18 protein-coding genes are annotated in these 19,754 nt (G+C 37.2%); 9 read left to right on the top strand and 9 right to left on the bottom strand.

The window, feature by feature from the left end; all coding sequences use genetic code 11:
* Positions 1–131: 131 nt before the first annotated feature.
* Positions 132–923, top strand: a complete 792-nt coding sequence (locus AADJ06_RS09290; protein ID WP_341226159.1) for an AAA family ATPase — start codon at positions 132–134, stop codon at positions 921–923.
* Here AADJ06_RS09290 and dnaB read toward each other — a convergent pair whose 3' ends face one another.
* From dnaB to AADJ06_RS09270, 4 genes are all read right to left on the bottom strand, one after another.
* Entirely contained in the window at positions 924–2,384 is a 1,461-nt protein-coding gene (gene dnaB, locus AADJ06_RS09285) for a replicative DNA helicase (protein ID WP_341226158.1), read from the bottom strand. It lies immediately after the preceding gene.
* Positions 2,385–2,418: 34 nt separating this feature from the next.
* The gene (locus tag AADJ06_RS09280) at positions 2,419–3,282 is read right to left on the bottom strand and encodes a ParB/RepB/Spo0J family partition protein (RefSeq protein ID WP_341226157.1); all 864 of its coding nucleotides are present in this window, start codon (positions 3,280–3,282) and stop codon (positions 2,419–2,421) included.
* Entirely contained in the window at positions 3,272–4,108 is an 837-nt protein-coding gene (locus AADJ06_RS09275) for an AAA family ATPase (RefSeq protein ID WP_341226156.1), read from the bottom strand. The genes AADJ06_RS09280 and AADJ06_RS09275 overlap by 11 nt, the downstream gene beginning before the upstream one ends.
* Before the next feature lie 271 nt (positions 4,109–4,379).
* Positions 4,380–5,294, bottom strand: a complete 915-nt coding sequence (locus AADJ06_RS09270) for a prolyl oligopeptidase family serine peptidase (protein ID WP_341226155.1) — start codon at positions 5,292–5,294, stop codon at positions 4,380–4,382.
* A 261-nt stretch (positions 5,295–5,555) separates the two neighbouring features.
* On the opposite strand from AADJ06_RS09270, the gene AADJ06_RS09265 reads away from it, so the two are divergent.
* Positions 5,556–6,491, top strand: coding sequence for a hypothetical protein (locus AADJ06_RS09265; protein ID WP_341226154.1), 936 nt, complete (start codon positions 5,556–5,558; stop codon positions 6,489–6,491).
* Between the two features lie 73 nt (positions 6,492–6,564).
* On the opposite strand, the gene AADJ06_RS09260 is transcribed toward AADJ06_RS09265, so the two are convergent.
* Positions 6,565–6,981, bottom strand: a complete 417-nt coding sequence (locus tag AADJ06_RS09260; RefSeq protein WP_341226153.1) for a response regulator — start codon at positions 6,979–6,981, stop codon at positions 6,565–6,567.
* A gap of 6 nt (positions 6,982–6,987) precedes the next feature.
* The gene (locus AADJ06_RS09255; RefSeq protein ID WP_341226152.1) at positions 6,988–8,358 is read right to left on the bottom strand and encodes an ATP-binding protein; all 1,371 of its coding nucleotides are present in this window, start codon (positions 8,356–8,358) and stop codon (positions 6,988–6,990) included.
* Positions 8,359–8,576: 218 nt separating this feature from the next.
* On the opposite strand from AADJ06_RS09255, the gene rpoN reads away from it, so the two are divergent.
* The 4 genes from rpoN to AADJ06_RS09235 are packed head-to-tail and all read left to right on the top strand — an operon-like array spanning position 8,577 to position 13,473.
* Positions 8,577–9,917 carry an RNA polymerase factor sigma-54 gene (gene rpoN, locus AADJ06_RS09250; RefSeq protein WP_341226151.1) on the top strand — a complete coding sequence of 447 codons (1,341 nt, stop codon included), beginning with the start codon at positions 8,577–8,579 and terminating at the stop codon, positions 9,915–9,917.
* Positions 9,918–9,920: 3 nt separating this feature from the next.
* Positions 9,921–11,309: a sigma-54 dependent transcriptional regulator gene (locus tag AADJ06_RS09245; protein ID WP_341226150.1), complete on the top strand. Its 1,389-nt coding sequence runs from the start codon at positions 9,921–9,923 to the stop codon at positions 11,307–11,309.
* Positions 11,309–12,046 carry a HAMP domain-containing sensor histidine kinase gene (locus tag AADJ06_RS09240; protein WP_341226149.1) on the top strand — a complete coding sequence of 246 codons (738 nt, stop codon included), beginning with the start codon at positions 11,309–11,311 and terminating at the stop codon, positions 12,044–12,046. Before AADJ06_RS09245 ends, AADJ06_RS09240 begins: the two co-directional genes overlap by 1 nt.
* A gap of 11 nt (positions 12,047–12,057) precedes the next feature.
* Entirely contained in the window at positions 12,058–13,473 is a 1,416-nt protein-coding gene (locus AADJ06_RS09235) for an ATP-binding protein (protein WP_341226148.1), read from the top strand.
* Positions 13,474–13,687: 214 nt separating this feature from the next.
* On the opposite strand, the gene AADJ06_RS09230 is transcribed toward AADJ06_RS09235, so the two are convergent.
* Together AADJ06_RS09230 and AADJ06_RS09225 are read right to left on the bottom strand one after the other, a co-directional pair.
* Positions 13,688–14,674 carry an alpha/beta hydrolase gene (locus AADJ06_RS09230; RefSeq protein WP_341226147.1) on the bottom strand — a complete coding sequence of 329 codons (987 nt, stop codon included), beginning with the start codon at positions 14,672–14,674 and terminating at the stop codon, positions 13,688–13,690.
* 95 nt (positions 14,675–14,769) lie between these two features.
* Entirely contained in the window at positions 14,770–15,312 is a 543-nt protein-coding gene (locus AADJ06_RS09225; protein WP_341226146.1) for a TetR/AcrR family transcriptional regulator, read from the bottom strand.
* 372 nt (positions 15,313–15,684) lie between these two features.
* On the opposite strand from AADJ06_RS09225, the gene AADJ06_RS09220 reads away from it, so the two are divergent.
* The 3 genes from AADJ06_RS09220 to AADJ06_RS09210 are packed head-to-tail and all read left to right on the top strand — an operon-like array spanning position 15,685 to position 18,947.
* Complete coding sequence (locus tag AADJ06_RS09220; protein WP_341226145.1) at positions 15,685–16,281, top strand: hypothetical protein; 597 nt, start codon at positions 15,685–15,687, stop codon at positions 16,279–16,281.
* 41 nt (positions 16,282–16,322) lie between these two features.
* A complete protein-coding gene (locus AADJ06_RS09215) occupies positions 16,323–16,793 on the top strand; it encodes a (2Fe-2S)-binding protein (RefSeq protein ID WP_341226144.1) in 471 nt (156 codons plus the stop codon).
* A gap of 3 nt (positions 16,794–16,796) precedes the next feature.
* Positions 16,797–18,947, top strand: coding sequence for a molybdopterin cofactor-binding domain-containing protein (locus AADJ06_RS09210; protein ID WP_341226143.1), 2,151 nt, complete (start codon positions 16,797–16,799; stop codon positions 18,945–18,947).
* A gap of 3 nt (positions 18,948–18,950) precedes the next feature.
* Here AADJ06_RS09210 and AADJ06_RS09205 read toward each other — a convergent pair whose 3' ends face one another.
* Positions 18,951–19,718, bottom strand: coding sequence for an HNH endonuclease signature motif containing protein (locus AADJ06_RS09205; protein ID WP_341226142.1), 768 nt, complete (start codon positions 19,716–19,718; stop codon positions 18,951–18,953).
* Positions 19,719–19,754: the final 36 nt, after the last annotated feature.

The raw sequence follows: 19,754 nt of genomic DNA, 5'->3' as shown, positions 1-19,754 counted from the left end.
TCCCATTTGGGAATCATTACATTTGTTTAACGACTTGTCCATGAAAATGAATTAGGAGTAATTCAAATGAACTAATACCGTTATTAGTACCAAGAATTTAAGGCTCTTAAGAATTGAAGTCAGCTTTCTGAATGATACCAAAAGTAATAGCAATTTCTAATCAAAAAGGTGGAGTAGGTAAAACTACTACCAGCGTCAATTTATCTGTTGGCCTTGCTATGCGTGGCTATAAAGTGCTGCTTATTGATACCGATTATCAAGCCTCCTGCACGGTGGCATTGGGTATTGATTTAGAATACGATAATAAAAGTATTTATGCCGCTTTGGTAGGTTTAGCTCCAATTCAAGATTGTATTGTGCCGTCTGGTAGAAAAAATCTTGATGTTATTCCATCAACACAGCACCTAGTAGGTGCAGAAATTGAGCTTATAACTGCTACTGAGCGAGAGTTTATTCTTTCTGAAAAATTGGAAATCATAAAGCCACTCTACGATTTCATTTTTATTGATTGTCCACCTTCTTTGGGTATAGTTCCTATAAATAGTCTGGTGGCATCCGACTCTATTATTATTCCACTGCAGTGCGAGTTTTTTGGATTGGAGGGAATGCAAATGCTACTTGATACCATAAAAATTCTTCAAAGCAGACTAAGACCTGAGCTATATGTTGAAGGTATCTTAATGACCATGTTTGATGACGAAGCTGAGTTTTCAAGAAAAATTATGGCACTTATGAGAACGGAATTTAAAGATGAGGTTTTTGATACTTTTATTCCTAGAGACCCAGATTTCATTGATTCCACAGCCAGTCAAATACCGGTTATTGCTACAGGTAAAACAGATTCCATAGGCTTAAAGGCGTATGAAAGGTTAATATTAGAATTTCTGGAAAAATATAATTTAAGGAAAAGAAAACGAGCTTAGTTACATCTGATTTGCCTTACTACCGGCCACTGTAAATCCTGCTCTTTCTTCGTACTCATCAGCAGATACACTGAAACCGTCAAACTCAGCAAAGCGGGTATATTTTCCAATAAACTTTAGTTTAACATCGTCTATACTACCGCTTCGGTTTTTAGCAATAATCATCTCAGCCATACCCGTAGTGCTGGTGCCATCTTCCAGCGTATCAATATCGTAATACTCTGGTCTGTAAAGGAACATTACCACATCAGCATCTTGCTCAATAGAACCTGATTCTCTCAAATCTGACAGCTGTGGTCTTTTGTCTCCACCTCTAGTTTCTACCGACCTACTTAGCTGAGAAAGAGCAATTACTGGGATGTTTAGCTCCTTCGCCAAAGTTTTTAATCCTCGGGAAATTGCTGCAATTTCCTGCTCACGATTCATACCTTGCTTTTGACTACCTGCTGTCATTAACTGCAAATAATCTACAATAAGAATCTTAATATTATGAAATGCTTTTAGCCTTCTGGCCTTAGTTCTAAGTTCTAGAATAGAAAGTGCAGGCGTGTCATCAATATAAATAGGAGCAGTAGAAAGATTATTTAGCCTGCCATGCAGTGCATGCCAGTCATTTTCATCTAAATCGCCTTTTCTTAGTTTATGACTGTCAATTTCAGCTTCGGCAGATATAAGCCTAAGCATAACCTGCTGGGCAGACATCTCTAAAGAAAAAAGTGCGGCAGGTAAATGAAAGTCGATAGCCGCATTTCTAAGAGCAGATATTACAAAGGCAGTTTTACCCATACCAGGTCTAGCCGCAATGATTATAAGCTCGGTATTGTGAAAACCACCAGTCAACAAATCTAAAGAAGGAAAACCCGATGGCACATTGGAGTGGTCAGAGTTTTCGTCGGTCTTGTTTTTTATTTCTTGAATAGTCTTTTGAACCACCGCACTCAGTTCAGGAATATTCTTATTTAAGTTTCCTTCCTGAATATCTCTAAGGCTTTGCTCGGTGCTGTCCATTAAGCCATACACATCGGTGGTGTCTTCATAGGCTTTGGTTTTTACGTTATCCAGCGTGTCCACTATTTTTCTACGAATAGCATATTGTACAATTATCCTAGCGTCTTGCTCAATGTGAGCTACGGTAGAATTAGCCATGATATTAGCCGCATAAGAGGCTCCGCCAATAAATTCTAGCTCGCCGTTCAGCCTTAGCTGATTAGTTACAGTAAGCAGGTCAATGGGCTCAGTTTTACCAAATAACTGCAAAATGGCTTGATAAATAGCCACATGCCTTTCGTCTTGAAAACTATCTGGTTTTAAAATGTCAATGACAGAAGTCAGTGCATCTTTTTCTTTAATAACGCCACCTAAAACGTTTGCCTCTAGGGTTCTGACATGAGAAAGCTGCTGAAAGAGCGGCTGCTTTTTCTCTGTGTTTTTATCAGGAAAACGTCTTCTGGCTTTAGCCATTAAATGTTTTTTTAAGTAGTATTGAAAATATTATTTAAGCCAGACCAAGTGTTTCCACTATTTCGGCTAATTGTTCTTCGTTGTCAAAAGGCAGAGAAATCACCCCTTTATCTACCGCATTAACTTTTATCTTAAGCGGCACTAAGGTTTTTCCTTTGAGTGATATTTCTTCAATTCTCATATCTTCTCTAAAACCTTCTAAAGGAGATAGGTTAGCACCAAAAGCGTTTTCTTGTTTTACTAGTTCTTCCACTTTTCTGGCAGAAAGCCCTTGAGAAATTATTTTTTGGAATAACTCTAATTGAAAAGCTTGGTCTTCTAAAGTTATAAGAGGCCTAGCTTGTCCCATTGTTAATTGGCCTAAAACTATTCCAGATTGAATAGCAGCAGGTAATTGTAACAAACGCAGGTAATTGTTTACAGTAGTTCTGTTTTTTCCTACACGTCCACCCAGCTCTTCTTGTTTAAGACTACACTCTTTTATCATTCTTTCAAATGAAAGTGCTACTTCAATGGCATTTAAGTTTTGTCTCTGAATATTTTCAATTAGAGCCATTTCCAAAGAACGCTGGTCGTCTACATTTCTAATGTAGGCGGGCACCTTTTCAAGGCCTACTATCTTTATTGCTCTTAATCTTCTTTCTCCGGAGATTAATTCATAAGAACCATCCTTAGACTCCCTTACGGTCAATGGCTGAATAATGCCATGAATCTTAATAGAATCGGCTAATTCATTAAGAGCCGTTTCGTCAAAGTCTGTTCTTGGTTGGTGTGGGTTTATTTTAATCTTATTCACTAAGACCTCTTTCACTCCTCTAAATGAAGTTAGCTTCTGGCTCACCACCGAATTACTATCACTCAATAAGGAGTTTAGGCCTTTTCCCATATCATTCGACATTTTCTAATTCAGCTTTAAACTCAGGCAAATTATTTCTTCTTAAGAGTTCTTTAGCTAGGTCAATATAGCTAATCGCTCCTTTGTTTTCTAAGAATTTGATATCAAACTCTTCCGCTTTCTCTCCAGAGAACATTAATAAAGCGGGCAGTCCGTAACTAGGAGCCTCTGCTAACTTCACGTTTCTAGGTACTATGGTTTCAAAACATAGTTCGTTAAAATACTTTCTAACGTCTTCCACCACCATTTTAGATAAATTAGTACGTCCATCATACATGGTTAGTATATAACCTTCAGACTCCAGTTCAGGGTTAAGGCGTTTTTGAATAATATCAATGGTGTTTTTAAGCTTCGCAATACCCTCAAGAGCAAAATACTCACACTGAACTGGTATCAAAACCGAGTCAGAAGCTACTATGGAGTTAATTACCATCAAACCTAAAGAAGGAGAGCAGTCTATAAATATAAAGTCGTAATCATCTTTTAATGGCTGAACCAAATCTTTCAAAATGTATTCTCTAGCTACCTGATTAACTATCTCTAATTCAAAACCTGCCAAATCTATATGGGAAGGTATCACGTCTAAATTAGGTATCTGAGTAGAGACTATGCAGTCTTTGATTTCAGACTCGCCTATTAAAGCCGAGTAAATATTATCTTTTTGCTCCTTACTGTCAATACCTAAACCCGAACCAGCATTTGCTTGAGGGTCAGTGTCCACTATCAGGATTTTGTAATCCAAAACAGCTAAGGAAGCAGATAAATTAATAGCGGTCGTAGTTTTACCAACACCACCTTTTTGGTTTACAATAGAAATTATTTTACCCATATTTTTGATTTTTGCGGAAACAAATATAATCGTTTTTAAGGCTAGATGAGGTTTGTGAAATGGGATTGTAGATAAGTTTCGAAAATGTGGATAAGTGTTTTCGAAGTCAAATTAAATCAAGGATTTGTTATATCAAATTCGGGTAAAGTTGGTTACAGTATGCCTTATGGAGGCAAATAGGCTACTTTCCGCCAGTTTACTTATGATTTAGGGTAAAAGAAAATCCCCACCGCCAGAAGCAGTGGGGATTGTTATTTAGCATATCTAACCACTATTTTACATTTTTAATAAAGCTTATAACATTATCAGTAATACCTCCCATCTTATCTCCTAAATCATGCGTCGCTTCTGGTATTACTAAAAACTCAGTTTTAACATTTTTACTTTGCAAAACTGCGTTGAGTTTTTCGCCTTGTTCTTTCTTTACTAAATTATCGTTCCCTCCGTATATAAGAATGGTGCTTACACTATTCTTATTGGCAAAATAATAGGGGCTCGCTTCGTGATAGGCGTCAGGGTTTTCACTGTATGGCTTGCCTATTAAAAGCTCTGTTAAGTTTCTGTTTTTATCATCAAAAATTCCTTGATGAATGTAGTCATCTGTTAGGTCTGTAGGAGCTACTAAAGCAGCCACTGCGTCTATCTTTACTTTAGAAAATTGGTAAGCATAACTTAGTGCCAAATGCCCTCCTGAGCTATAACCCCAAAGTATAACATCGTCAGATAAGTTAAGGTCAGTTTTTAAACTATCGTGATGTTCAAAGAACAGGTCGAAGTCATGCATGATGTCTGCAAAGCGAACCCCGTCAATACCTGCTAAACGATGATTTATATTGAAAATAGTAAGGTTTAAGTTCTTTTTCTTGTATTCTTCTACCACAGAATTTAGGAAACTTTTATCCAGAATACTCCAGCCACCACCATGAACCATTACCATGGTTACAGATTTCATATTGCTTATACTAGTGTCAATTTTGGGTGTATATAGATCGTATTTTTGAAATCTATTTTCGCCGTAAGATTGGTCCATTTTGACCTCGTAACCTTGAACGTTATTGGCTGTTAGTTTTTCTTCAAAACTGATAGTTTTTTTGTTTGAAGTTAGGGGGCTTATTATATCGAAATTACTACAAGAAATAAGCCCTAAAAACGATAGGAAAATCGCGGAGGTATATATTGTTTTCATTTCTTAAAATAGATTGGTTTACATATTAATGTATAAAATGTGTTCCCTACTTAAATTGGAATATTTGGGAAAAAATGGGGAAGTAGGCTCTACAAAATTCCCCAAAAAATACATGCTCGCTAGTATTTCCGCGAATTGCCCCAATCCGCCACAAATGGGAAATAGTTGACCCAAAGAAAGTCTGCATTACTACTGTTTCAGCTCAGGAATAGAAATTTTAGAACGGTTAGCAGAAACCAAAAAATATAAACAATACATAATATGGAAAATTCTAACGTAAAAGGTTCTGGGATAGCAACGATACTATTAGGAGCCGCTTTTGTAGCAGCAGCAGCTGTAGGTGTTTATCAATACCAAAATGTAAAAGAAACAGAGCAAGAGATAATCGCTTTAAATAATCAAGCGGAAGAGCTGTCTTCTAATAAGGTGGTTCTTGAAGGCGAGGTGGAAAGCCTTTCAGAAAAATTAAGAATGAAGATTGCGGAAGCGGAAGCATCTGCCGCAGAACTTGAAGAAATTAAGGAAGCAAGTAAGAAAAGTAAAGCTTACTCTTTCAAAGCAGCCAATAGAAGAAAAGAACTGGAAGCTGATTTGGTTACAAAGAATGAGGAAATCGGAGTTCTTCAAAACGAAATTTCTTCTTTACAAGAAACAAATATGAAGCTGGAGAAAGACCTAGAAGTAGTTCCAGTTTTAGAAGCTGAAGTAGTAGACCTTAAAGGTCAAGTGGCTGAGTGGGAAGAGAAATATGCATTATTAGAAAAAGACTTCATGGATTTAGATACCAGGTATCAAAAACTTATTTATGATGCTCCTGCTGATAATTTCAAAGTAGAAATAATGACTTCTAAAGGTAAACTTACATCTAGAGCTAGAAGAGCTGATCAAATTAATATCTCTTTCTTAATGCCAGATTACCTGCAGAAAGAAATGGGCGAAAATGAGACAATTTACTTGAGCCTTTTTGATGAAAAAATTAACCCAATAGAAGGTTGGTTAGAAGAAGTAAGTGTTAACACTACAGAAGGTGCAATTCCCGTACAGGTTCATGCAGTAAAAGAGATAGATTATAGTAAAAATCCTCAAGTGGTTACTTTCACAGTAAACACAGAAGATAAATTTGAACAAGGTTTTTACAAAGGAAAAGTTTACACTAAAGGTGATTACTTAGGAACTGTAGACTTCAGATTAAGATAATAGAGACAAGGTTTTTAATCAATAATTCAAATGCAATGCTTTAAAAGTCTGCCAGATTCTGGCAGACTTTTTTTTATGCCTGGCTTAAGGTAGCAGCGTTAAAATAAAATGAAGTAAGATGATTTATCAGTTTCAGTAGGTCGTCATAGTTAGCTGGTTTTACTAAGTAGGCTGCAGCTCCTAAATTATATACATTTTTGACCTCAGCCACAGCACTAGATGTTGATATTATCATGGTAGGAATATGACGATAAACCTCGGAGTCTTTGATTATTTTAAGCACGGCTTTACCATCTACTTTAGGCATGTTTAAATCTAAAAGTATTAGTGAAGGGATGGTTTCACTCGCTTCTAGGTATTCCATGAGCTTTTCACCATCAGGCACAAACTCCAATTGGCATTCAACCTTATTGTCTTTAAAAGCAGACTTCATAAGCATTTGGTCGTCTTCGTCGTCTTCTGCTATTAATATAAGTGGTAATTTCTTCATATTGTTTTATTCATGGGGGAAATACAAATGAAAGGTAGCTCCTGCATTCACGGCACCTTCAGCATCTAATTCCCCTTCGTGGTTTTGCATAATTCTGGAGCAGATTGATAATCCTATTCCAGTACCAGCTATATCAGAGGTCTTGTCCAATCGCCCAAAAATGGTGAACATCTTATTTTTAAATTCATTATCAAAACCTTTACCATTATCTCTCACTGCTATATGGTGGTAGTTATAAGAAATGTCTCCTTCCCATTTAGTGACTACATAATTTCTAACAGAAATCTCTAAAGGAATATCTTCTCTTCTAAATTTAATGGCATTGCCAATCAAATTTTGGAAAAGCTGATGAAGTTGTCCAGCATAGCCATCAATACTCGGTAGGTCTGAATGGCTGAAATCAATACTATTTTCCTTTATGATATCTTCAAACTCTAGAGCAACCTCATCTACAATGTTGTTTAGGTTTACTTTTTCTGGAGCAGGATTTTCGGAGGTCAAGCTTGACAGACTAAGTAAATCTTTTATCAAGATAGTCATTTTTTCTGCCGAGTTATTCATTCGGAGCAGCATATCTTTCCCGTCGCTTTCTAGGGCTTCTCCGTAATCGCCCAGCAGTTTATTACTAAAAAGCCTGATTTTTCGGAGTGGTTCCTGAAGGTCATGCGATGCTACATAGGCATATTGTTCCAGGTCTGTATTTGATTTATTAAGTTCTTCTATACTCTGTTCTAAGAGTTTGGTGGTTTCGTCGCGTTTTTTGAGCTCCGCTCCAATAATCACAAAAGAGTATATGATTATTCCCATGGCTATTAAAGCCAAAATAAAAAGTAAAAATGGAGTAAATTCCTCTTCAAATTCTTTTATGACCAGCCTACGGCTCAATAGTTGTTTTTCATGATTGTCAACGGTCTCTAAGAGGTCAAAAAAGTTTTTATTGATTTCGTCATTGGCCGAAATAAGCTCTAATTGATTGTATTTGTATTTAGCACTTGAGGTATCATTAATTATTTCTAATAGTAAGCTTTGAATCCTATTATCAGACTCTTCTTCTATTTTTTTAATATAGTGTTGATGTACTTTATTTCCACGTGTTAGTTTTTTGAATAGCTGAATACTATGACGTAAAGAGTCTTTTTCTGACTGAAACTCATTATAGTAAGCCACATTTTTGGTCAATAGATAGCTACGCTGCTCAGCTATGGATGTATTAAAACCAGAACGCATGTTTGAAATGACCAGCAAAACTTTGTGGCTGTTGTCAATAATCTTTGTGTATTTATTGAAATTACTTAACCTGTCAAAGGTCATTATACAGAGTAGAAGAAGAATTCCGAGTGAAATTCCGAAAATAAGATTGACCAGTTTTTTGTTCATCACTATTTGTATTTGAAATACCTCATTTTGGGGAATTACTTCCCCGTTAACTTAACGTAATATACGGCGTATTTTCACTCTCGTATTTTTTTGAAAGTGAATTTAGATTTTAATGTACTGTGGCTCTGTTTGTTATTGGAATATTATTTTTTGGCTGTGCTCAAATTTAAATAAATGGACTCCAAATTGAATAATGTTATTACAAAACACTACCACTTATGCCGAGTCAAAAACTAGTACTAAGTCAAAAACAAGGTCTTAAAATAAGTCCTCGTCAAATTCAGTTTCTTCACTTTCTTCAGTTTAACGAAGCTGAATTAGAGCAAGAAATAAAAAAAGAATTAGAAGAAAACCCTGTGTTAGATTTTGAAGAAGAAAATGATTCTGAGATTTACGATTTTCAAAGAAAGCCCCAGCACACCGCCAACGAAAAACCGCTTAACTTTTTAGAGAATAATCAGGCGGTTGGTTTTAACATCATTGCGGAGTTGAAAGAGCATTTTAGGTACTTAAATTTATCTGAAAAAACAGAACAAATAGCCGACTTCATTTTAGACTCTGTGGATGAAAAAGGATACCTAAATTACTCTTTAGAAGAGCTAGAGGATGTTCTTTCCTTTGGGATGAACATGCTGGTAGGTGAAGGAGAAATAGCAAAAGTGATTGAGCAAATAAAGCATCTGGAGCCCAATGGAGTAGGCTGTAAAAACTTGCAAGAATTTATGCTTTTTCAAGCCCAAAAACTTAAAAGCTCAGAAACGTTATTAACAGTTTTAGGTGAACACTTTGACTTATTAGCCGAAAGGAAATTTGATGAAATGTGTGAGCATTTAGAAATATCAAATGACGACTTAAAGTTGGCATTAGAGGGTATTGTAAATTTAAAACCTTACCCACTACATGGTTTTGAACTAGCTACTATGCAAAAAAATGAAAGTATTGTTCCAGAATATAAGGTTGATTTTAGAGACGGAGAATTAGTATATGGAACACTTTCTAAAAGTGGTAAGAAACTGGTTTTTAATGAGAACTACGGCAAAGAATTTAAGGTGAAGTCTGACAAGAAGCTGCATAGGTTTCTAATGGAAAAAAGAGAGTCGGCAGTTTGGTTTATGCAGGCTGTGGAGGAGCGTGAGCATACCATGAATGTTTGTATTGAGGCTGTAGTGAAGCTTCAGGAATCTTATTTTAAGTCTGGAAGCACATCAGATCTAAAACCAATGGTGCTGAAAGACGTAGCTATGCTCACAGGAAAAACCATTTCAACACTTTCTAGAGTAACCAGCCAGAAATATGTGCAAACCCATTTTGGGCTAGTACCTATGAAGAGCTTATTTACAGAGGCTATCCAGAAAAATGATGGGCAATTAATCAGTAATAAAGAAGTTCAAGAAATTGTGAGTAAATTAGTATCGGATGAAAACAAACAAAAGCCTTTGACAGATGCGGAAATCTGTAGGAAATTAGTTTCTGACGGATTTTCATTGACAAGGAGAACCATTACAAAATACAGGGAGAATATGAACATCCCTTCCTCAAAACTAAGAAGAGCACTTTAATATATGCCAAAAATATTAGTCATAGACGACGACCAAGACATTTGTCTTTTGATGAACCGTTTCCTTACTAAAAACGGATATGAGGTAGAAACTGCCATTTCAGGACTTTTAGGGCTTAAAAAATTAAAAGAATTTAAGCCAGATTTATTGTTGACAGATTTTAAATTGGGCGATATAGATGGCTCGGAGGTTTTGAAAAAAGCCAAAGAAATGATGCCAAGTTTGCCTGTAATAGTGATTACAGGATATTCTGATATTAAGGTGGCCATTAATGTTATGAAAATGGGTGCCTTTGACTACGTCACAAAACCGCTTTTTCCTGATGAGATATTACTTAATATAAAGAAAGCTCTTCATACGGAATCTGTATCCGAGGCTACACCAAAGACCTCAAAAAGTAAAACTAGCGGAAAGGAGTCTAATTATATTTTTGGGAAAAGTGCCATTGCGAAAAACTTGGTCAAACAAGTTAACCTAGTGGCTCCCACTAATTTTAGCGTAATTATTTACGGAGAAAGTGGTTCTGGAAAAGAGGCTATTGCCAAAACTATTCATAAAAAGAGTAAGAGAAAAGACGGGCCTTTTGTAGCGATGGACTGTGGAGCTATTTCTAACGAACTGGCTGGTAGTGAGCTTTTTGGTCATGAAAAAGGTTCTTTTACAGGAGCTATTCAGCAGAAAATTGGTCATTTTGAATTGGCAAATGGCGGTACGCTGTTTCTAGACGAAGTAGCCAATCTTTCTTATGAGGTGCAGGTGTCTTTATTAAGGGTGGTGCAGGAGCAAAAAGTAAAACGTATAGGAGGTAATAAAGAGATAAACCTAGACGTAAGAATTTTGGTGGCCAGTAATGAAAAACTTAGCGAAGCCATTAGTAAAGGAAAGTTTAGAGAAGACCTTTACCACAGGTTTAATGAATTTAATGTGGAGGTGCCAGCCTTGAGAGAGCGGGGAAATGATGTTTTTGAATTTGCGGAACACTTTTTAAAGGAGACTAATGCCGAGTTAGAAAAGAACGTGAAGGGATTTTCTGAGGAAGTTAAAAAGCATCTTTTAGATTATCCATGGTACGGTAATTTACGAGAGCTTAACAATGTCATAAAAAGAGCAACATTACTGACCGAAGGAGAGCTTATAGAAGCTGCTAGCTTACCTTTCGAAATAGTCAATCATGAAAAAATGCTTTTTGCAGAGAAAAAAGATGAAACTGATAAAAGCGATTCCCCAGCAAATGCTGGTTCGGGTCACTTAAAAATGGCGGCCTCGGAGGCGGAATATCAGATGATTTTAGAAGCTCTAAAAAAAGTTAATTTTAATAAAAGTAAAGCAGCAGCACTCTTAGACATTGACAGGAAAACGCTTTACAATAAAATGAAAAGACTGAAAATTTAATGAGTGACTTTACAACTATAGAAAAGGAAGTTCCTGAAGAAGTATTGGCTCTTCAAAATGAGTTTGATGAGTTTATTTATTTGGCTTCTCATGATTTAAAGGAACCTGCCCGAAAGATTACAACTTTTGGCCAGAGGCTAAGTAAAAGTCTTAAAGGTAAATTAAGTGAAGAAGAGGAAGATTTCTTTGCCAGAATGATGGATGCCGCCAATAGGCAGCAGGCTATGATTGATGATTTATTAAAGCTGTCTAGAATTAATACGGCAGACTTTAAGAGGCAACGGATAATGCTTCATGAATTAGTAGAAGAACTAAATATTGATGAAAGAACAGAGTTCAAATATCAATGTCCAAAAATTGCTTATGGCGATAGGCCACAGCTGAAAATTGCCTTACAAGAGGTGATTGACAATGCCGAGAAATTTAATATTGGGAAAGTTAAAATTAAGCTTTCGACCAAATCTATTTTTTCTACCGTAATAGCTTCAAAAGGCTTAAATCCTTCAAGAAACTATGCATATTTGATATTTTCAGATAATGGAATAGGAATTCCTGAAGACCAAATGTCAGACATTTTCAGACCTTTTTATAGGGTTAATGGAAGGTCGGAGTATGATGGGGCAGGAATGGGGCTTTCTATAGCCAAAGCCATTTTGGAAAAAATGGGTGGAGCCATTTGGATGGAAAAACCATTTTCTTCAGGAACATCGGTGCATATTCTTTTACCAGCCGCTTAATGAGTGCAAAATTGAAAATTTTATTAGTAGAAGATGATGAGGACGATTACCTCATTACTCGGTCTATTTTAAGAGAAATAGTACATCTTTCTTATGATTTAGAATGGGTCAAATCTTACGAAATGGCGGAAAAAACCATTTTAGAAAAAAATCATGATATATACCTTTTTGACTATTTACTTGGTCGAAAATCAGGATTGGAATTACTCAAACTTTTGAAAACTAAAAACGAAGATTTGCCCGCCATTTTACTAACGGGGAAGGGCGATGAAAAAATTGACCAACAAGCTATTGAGCTTGGGGCTTATGATTATATAGAAAAAACTTCTTTAGATGCAGACTCCCTGGGGCGTAGTATTAGATATGCAGTAAAACATGCGAATACGCTGAAAGCACTACGTGAAAGTGAGAAGAAATATAGACGGGTTTTTGAGGGCTCTAAAGAAATAATTTTCATAGCCAATGAAGATTTTAACATTATTCATGTGAGTAAGGCGGTGGAGGCCTATATGGGTTATACACCAGAGGAGGTGTATGCTATGCAGAGTCATGAATATTTTGAGAATCCACTTCAGATAGTGGAAATGCAAGACCAAATGACTGATGGAAGCATAAAAGATTATTTAATTCATTTAAAAGCCAAAAATGGAGAGGTTAAGTCTGGATTAGTATCTGTAGTGGTTGAATATGATGCCGACGAACGCTTCTTTTTACATGGAATATTTTCTGACCAAACAGAAAAACTTAAAGCCGAAAGAGCTTTAAGACAAACCAGAAAACTGGAGTCTACGGCCCGACTGATGCAGGTGCTAGCTCATGAGGTTAGAAACCCGCTGATGAATATTAACCTTTCTTTAGAAAGTCTTACAGACAAAGTGTCGGAAGAAGACGAGTCTGTTTTAGAGATTATTCAAAGAAATGCCAGAAGAATAGATAAACTTATTAACGAAGTTCTTCATGCGGCTTCTGAAAAAGAGGTTACCAAGCAATCAACGGATTTGTCGAAGGTAATTAAAAAGGCCATAGCTCAAATAAAAGACCGAGCAGACATGGTGGGTGTCAAAATAGAGACCGACATTAATAAATGTCCAAAACTAAAACTTAACGCAGAGCAAGTTTGTACCGCTTTGGTCAATATCATACTGAACGGCATAGAGGCTTTAGAAGGTATTGAAAATCCGAAAGTAAGTGTCAAAAGTTTCGCAAAAAATGATAGGGTGATTGTGGTGATTGAAGATAATGGCATCGGAATGGATGAGAAATTACAGTCAAAACTATTTGAGCCATTTTATACTGCTAAAACAAATGGCGTAGGTTTGGGTTTAGCATCTACATTAGGTATTCTAAAAGCTCATGATGCGGAAATAGAGGTAGACTCTGAAATAGGAAAGGGTTCTACATTTACTATAGAGTTTGGCTTGAATTGATTAATTATAGTCATAAGCTGTTGCTTGTGTTCTACTATTTTTTATCAAATTCCACACTTTCTGAAATGGAATAAGTTTTTAAGCTCTTAGGTAAAAACTTAAAAATATGCATCCATCAGAAATTTTATATTATACCGTATTCGGTCTATCATTTTTAGTAGTAGTGGTTAGTTCAGAAATCATTGTTAATTCAGAAGATGAGGAATAAGTTACCTCAATTCTCACTTCTATATTTTGACAAGATGAAATCCATAATCCACTTTTGGGTAGAATCCATTTGAGCTTGCTGAGCATCTATAAAACCATGATTTACTTTTTCTAACACATGAATTTCGTTTTCTACTTTCAGCGAATCTAAAAGCTTCTTAAGACTTAAAGACTGCGTAATAGGAACCACTTGGTCGGCGTCTCCATGAATCATCAGGATAGGAGGAGAGTGTTTCGTCAAATAACGATATGGCGAATATAAACGCATGATACTATCGGCCTTTACGCTATCTGCCTTAGGGTCAAAGCCAAAAATACGCTTCGCTATATCAAAATCATCTCGGAAATATTCGGGCAAAGTAGCCACTATGTTTCCTAAACTGTCTGCCAATTTACTTCTATAAATACCTTTAAGGTCGTTTGGCCCGTATACATCTACCACATAATTAAACTTTATGCTGTAAAAAGTACTATCAAAACTTAATTTGGTAGGAAATGCATTCATCATGGCTATATGTGCTCCTGCTGATTCTCCAAAAATCCCAAAATTATCCAAGTCAAGTTTTAAAGAATCTGCATTTTCTGCCGTCCATTTAATCGCCTGATTTATATCAATAATACAATCTGGGAACGCTCCTTTACCGTTTACTGCCACGCTGTAGTTTGGACTTATGACAGTATAACCTTTTTCACGAAGTTGGTTTATGGCAGCATTAAATCTGTTGTTATTTATAGATTCTTTTACGCCACCTATCCAAGCTCCTCCGTGAATGTAAAGCACCACCGGAGATTTCTCGTAAACTCTTTTAGTAGGTGTATAGATGTCTAGGTCGAGGTTTTCTTTATAAAGTTGGCTATAAATAACATCGCCATTAAGAATGGGAGCTTCATTTTTTACGAAGAAATAGACCAGCCATAAGGCCAGTAGCAGAAATAAAAGCACAAGGCTAATACCCGTTTTTTTGAAGAAGCCTTTTAAGGTTATATTTTTCAATGACAAAGTGTTTTATTTATCTCACTAAACATCAAAAAGTTATACTAAGGTTCAAATTTGATGGATATAGCTTTTCTAGAAATAAATCAATTTTTTCAAACCCTATATTTGCCAAACAGAAAATCTAAATACTGCTGCTTGTCTTTTAGCTCTCCTCTGACGAGCGAAAGCGAGATAGACTCTACCAATTGATTTAGGGCTTTAGCTTCAAATTCAGGATGTTTAGCACCTAACTTTTTGAAGGCTTCTATGAGTTTATCAGTTAAGGGTGCCATTTTGTTAGGATTGTAATAGGCAGAATCCCACTTCAGTTTCATTTGTAATCTCCAGAAAGCGTATTCGGACTCATCTACTGAAAAAGGAAGTTCCAAAGTCTTTTTGATGATTTCCTTTGGCGAATTCTGCAAAAGAATAGGCCCCATGAACTCCATAAATTTTTTCTCGCCTTGCTCAAAAATAGCATCCAAAAGCCCCTTTTTATTCTTGAAATGACGAAATATCAAGGCCTCCGAAACCCCAGCTTTTTTAGCAACCGAGCTAGTAGAAGTCGCAGCAAATCCCTCATTAGCAAATAGCTGAAGAGCAGTGGATAATATGTTGGCTTTTTTGTCTGTCAATGAATGTAAGTATTTACTCACAAATATAATTCATCAAAACTCCGACAACAAATCAAGAACTCCCTAAACTTTTATCAAGAAACCTCGTATTTTAATTAATGAAAATGAATAAATAAAAGTGAAATCAAGATTCCTTATAAAGCCCTGTGCTGTTTGAGCACGGTCAAAATTTAATTTGATAAGTTACTTGCAACTTTTTTGAATTTACAATTTTGATTGTGTGAGTTTACAGGGTTGTGTTTTTTGCTTCGTTTTTCAAAAAACGACGTCCCTGCTGGAAGGCAAACCAAGGAAAAGAAAGCGATAAACTTAACTAAGATTAAGTATCTAGGTTGAGGTGGGTTTTGTCAGTTGAATCGGAAGTGAATTGCTAATATTGAAACAAGTAAAACGATGAACATAAAAAAACAAATACTAATCCTATCATTACCCTTAACAGCATTACTATTTAACTTCAGCCAATCAAAGAAAGAAGAAGTTGAACCTGTAAAAACAGAATTGATAGAAGAACAACCTTTTGACACCATGATGAAGGTGTTGACCCATAAAAGATGCATGAATTGTCATCCATCAGGAGATAAACCAAGGCAAGGGGAAGATAGCCATTTCCATAATTTTGGGGTAAAAAGAGGTCCAGACGATCATGGGCATCCTGCAGCGAAATGTAGCACCTGTCACCAATCAAAGAACAATGACAATTCGGGAGTTCCGGGTGCACCACATTGGGGTTTAGCTCCCCTGAGTATGGCTTGGGAAGGTAAATCTAGGGTGGAGATTGCTAAAATAATTTTAGATAAATCAAGAAACGGAAATAAGTCAGTAAAGGAAATAGAGAAGCATTTGACAGAAGACGACTTAGTACTTTGGGCTTTTGAGCCTGGTATTAATGCGAATAAAGAGGAAAGAGAAAAACCTCCAGTCTCTAAAGAAGATTTTATAGTCGCCGTGAAAACTTGGATAGCTGATGGGGCTCAGATTCCAGAAGAATAATTGTACCTTTTATCCAGTCTAGCACTTCATAATAAACAGAAATGAAAATAAACTTCACAATAAACGGAAAACCACAAACCGTAGAGACGGATGGTAGTACGCCACTTCTCTGGGTGGTAAGAGATATTTTAGACTTGAAAGGCACTAAATATGGTTGCGGTAAAGCGGCCTGCGGTGCTTGCACTTTACACATTGACGGTGAAGCCGTACGCTCCTGCTCTTTTCAGGTAGAGTTTGCAGAAGGAAAAGCCGTGACCACTATTGAAGGTTTATCAGACTCAGAAGAAAATTTGCACCCTGTGCAGCAAGCCTGGATAGAAGAAGTAGTGCCGCAGTGTGGCTACTGTCAGCCTGGTTTTATGATGGCCACGGCTGCATTGCTGAATAAAGTACCCAAACCTACGGACGAGGACATTGACAATAACATCATCAACGTATGCCGCTGTGCCACGTATTATAGAATGCGTAAGGCCATTCACCGAGCTGCTGAAATTCAAAACACTAAATCCTAAGTCATGGCTAAACAATCGAGAAGAAAATTTATAGTAAGGTCTATTTTGGGTGGAACGGGGCTTTTGGTGGGTGCCACCTATGTTTTTAATGGCTGCATCAGACGTGGTTTGGCAGGAATGGTAAACACTACCGAGTCGCCGTATGCTGGTAATACATCTGACCCTGAGGTTTGGTTTGAAATAAGTGCCTATAATCAGGTGACTTTATACAGTCCTAAAGTAGAAATGGGGCAGGGGACTTTTACGGGCATGGCTCAGTTAGCGGCAGAAGAATTAGAGATAAACATAAGTCAAATTCAAGTAAAACATGCTCCCTCTAGCATGCAGGTAGATAAATTTGCCACTGGCGGAAGTACCTCTATTTCTAGCTTGTGGGTGCCTTTGAGAGAGTTGGCTGCCACTACCAGAGAAATAATCAAAGCAGAAGCTGCTAATAAAATGGGTGTGGCTTTAGCTTCGCTCAAAGTTACGGATGGAGTCATAAGTTCAGGTGCCAAAACGATGACTTACGGCGAAGCTGTAAAGGGCATCACAAAATGGGAAATAGGAGATAAACCTGCTCTAAAAAGTCTCAAAGAGTATAAATACATAGGAAAGCCCGTTAGCCGGGTAGATTTAAAAGATAAAGTGCTAGGCAAACCAATGTATGGAATGGATGCCGCCATGCCAGACATGCTTTTTGGTGCCGTGGTGCGTCCGTCTGCCATTGGAGCAAAATATATTAGTGCTGACACTACAGCCGCAGAGAAAATGCCTGGCGTAGTAAAAGTGGTAAAAGAAAAGGACTTTGTAGGTGTGGTGGCCACATCCAGAATGGAGGCAGAAAATGCCAAAGAAGCCATAAAAGTGACATGGAAAACAGAAAAGAAATGGCAGACCAAAGACATAACCGACATGATAAAAGTGGGCCAAGGGAAAGCCTACGTGATACAGAAAGAAGGTAAACCTAAAAGCTCTTTAGAAGAGGAGGATGGACTGATTACCGCTGAATTTACAAGTCCGCTGGGTGCTCACGCACAAATAGAACCAAATGGTGCGGTAGCGTATGTAGAGAAAGATAATGCCACGCTAATGCTATCAACCCAGGTGGTAGATATTACCAGAAAAGAGGTGGCAAAAAGGCTGGGTTTTGATAAAGAGCAAGTAGAAATTATTCCTACCTTTTTAGGTGGAGGTTTTGGGCGGAGACTGCATACGCCAAATGCTATTCAGGCAGCGGTGCTTTCAAAAGCTGTAGGAAAACCTGTCAAATGCTTTTTTAACAGGAAAGAAGAGTTTCAAAACGATACTTTCAGACCGCCAACGCACCATGTTTTAAAAGGTAAATTAGATGCTAAGGGAAACATAGAAGCTCTGGAGCATAATGTGTCTAGTGGTGATGTGGCTTATGGGTCTGCCATAGTGCCGCATATAGCTAATCTGGCTCTAGGGGCAGATTTGGGAGCTTGGCGTGGTGGTATGATTCAGTATGGTGCTATCCCAAATTATCAGGCCATTTCTTGGCGTGTGAAACTACCTTTTGCTACTAGTTGGTGGCGAAGTTTGGGGCTATTAGCCAATACTTTTGCCATAGAGAGTTTCATGGACGAACTCGCCGTAAAGGCGGGCAAAAATCCATTAGATTTTAGATTAGCTCATATTCAAGACGACACCGCAGGTTTCAGACTAAAAGAAGTATTAAAGGCAGCTGCCGCAAAGGCAAATTATAAAGATGAAGTGGTAGACGGAGTAGCCATGGGATTGGCCTGCTCTACCGATGTAAATACGCCTGTGGCTCAAATAGCGGAGGTTTCTATAGTAGATGGCGAAATAAAAGTACATAAAGTAACCTGTGTTATAGACCCAGGTTTGGCGGTAAACCCAGACCAAATAAGAGCTCAGTGCGAAGGAGCCATCATCATGGGCATGAGTGCAGCCATGTTTGAAAAAATGGAAGTAGTAGATGGACAACTAGACCCAATCATTTACGGGCCATACCAAATGGCCATGATGCGTCATGCACCTAAAGATATAGACGTAGTGATTCTAGAAAATGGAGAAAGCCCAGGTGCCGTAGGCGAACCACCACTAGGCCCAATTGGTGCTGCTATAGCCAATGCCGTTTTTCGCTTAACTGGTGAGAGGGTGAGGGATATGCCTTTTGGGGTGGGGTAGGGTTTATTTGTTGAAGATGTGGTCTAAATGATATTTTATAAACTCTTGGTTTGGAGGATATTTCGATGGTATTGCTAATTGATGTCCTTCGTGCTTTTCGAAAGTTTCATTGAAGAAATTTTTTTTCGAGAATTCCTTCAATTTTGGGGAAAATATAATGGTTAGGTCAGAGTCAATACCAATAAAGCCTCTATCAAAAGCCTTGTCGAATGTAGCGGAAAGGCAAAGGCCATTCTCGGGATTTAATCTTTCTTTTTCATTCTTTGACCATGGAATGATATGACTAGCCAAAAGTAATTCTGGAACTTCAATACCTGTTATGGCACATTTAGAATTATAATTAGCCAAAACCATTTGTCTGAAAACGGACTGGTTCACTCTAGTTTTGACTGTCCTTAAAACGGTTTCACCTATTAAGCCTTTTAAATCGTATAATTGCTCTTGATATTTATCTTCAAGACTGATGTTTTCTTTTCTGGCGAGTATTTCTTCACTTAGGAATATTAATTCTTCTTGATTATTGAAGAACTCGTCCCAAATTGGTTGTACCTGTTTTTTACCTCCTTTCAAACCTGATATGCCTCTTTCTTGGTGATAAGGGTCTACGCTTGCAAAATTTCCTAGTCTCATACTTATTGAACTAGGTGTACGACCTATCAAATTTGCTAAAACTATTATGTCAGGATTATGCTTGTGCATTTTACCAAAAGGAATTTTTAAGTATAAATTAAAGGCAAGAATTAATTCCTCTTTCGTCCAGTTTCTTCTCATTAGTTCCTACGGATAAAATTGTGTTGCTATTTATAT

It is taken from the genome of uncultured Arcticibacterium sp. (assembly GCF_964021845.1).
In the GTDB taxonomy this organism is placed as follows: domain Bacteria; phylum Bacteroidota; class Bacteroidia; order Cytophagales; family Spirosomataceae; genus Arcticibacterium.
The sequence above is the reverse complement of the archived record's forward strand: the minus strand, read 5'-3'. Positions and strand labels throughout refer to the sequence as shown.

Bases quoted from the DNA above. Each gene is read 5' to 3' on its own strand.
- AADJ06_RS09290 (WP_341226159.1), top strand. From the start codon at position 132: ATGATACCAAAAGTAATAGCAATTTCTAATCAAAAAGGTGGAGTAGGT.
- dnaB (WP_341226158.1), bottom strand. From the start codon at position 2,384: ATGGCTAAAGCCAGAAGACGTTTTCCTGATAAAAACACAGAGAAAAAG.
- AADJ06_RS09280 (WP_341226157.1), bottom strand. From the start codon at position 3,282: ATGTCGAATGATATGGGAAAAGGCCTAAACTCCTTATTGAGTGATAGT.
- AADJ06_RS09275 (WP_341226156.1), bottom strand. From the start codon at position 4,108: ATGGGTAAAATAATTTCTATTGTAAACCAAAAAGGTGGTGTTGGTAAA.
- AADJ06_RS09270 (WP_341226155.1), bottom strand. From the start codon at position 5,294: ATGAAAACAATATATACCTCCGCGATTTTCCTATCGTTTTTAGGGCTT.
- AADJ06_RS09265 (WP_341226154.1), top strand. From the start codon at position 5,556: ATGGAAAATTCTAACGTAAAAGGTTCTGGGATAGCAACGATACTATTA.
- AADJ06_RS09260 (WP_341226153.1), bottom strand. From the start codon at position 6,981: ATGAAGAAATTACCACTTATATTAATAGCAGAAGACGACGAAGACGAC.
- AADJ06_RS09255 (WP_341226152.1), bottom strand. From the start codon at position 8,358: ATGAACAAAAAACTGGTCAATCTTATTTTCGGAATTTCACTCGGAATT.
- rpoN (WP_341226151.1), top strand. From the start codon at position 8,577: ATGCCGAGTCAAAAACTAGTACTAAGTCAAAAACAAGGTCTTAAAATA.
- AADJ06_RS09245 (WP_341226150.1), top strand. From the start codon at position 9,921: ATGCCAAAAATATTAGTCATAGACGACGACCAAGACATTTGTCTTTTG.
- AADJ06_RS09240 (WP_341226149.1), top strand. From the start codon at position 11,309: ATGAGTGACTTTACAACTATAGAAAAGGAAGTTCCTGAAGAAGTATTG.
- AADJ06_RS09220 (WP_341226145.1), top strand. From the start codon at position 15,685: ATGAACATAAAAAAACAAATACTAATCCTATCATTACCCTTAACAGCA.
- AADJ06_RS09215 (WP_341226144.1), top strand. From the start codon at position 16,323: ATGAAAATAAACTTCACAATAAACGGAAAACCACAAACCGTAGAGACG.
- AADJ06_RS09210 (WP_341226143.1), top strand. From the start codon at position 16,797: ATGGCTAAACAATCGAGAAGAAAATTTATAGTAAGGTCTATTTTGGGT.
- AADJ06_RS09205 (WP_341226142.1), bottom strand. From the start codon at position 19,718: ATGAGAAGAAACTGGACGAAAGAGGAATTAATTCTTGCCTTTAATTTA.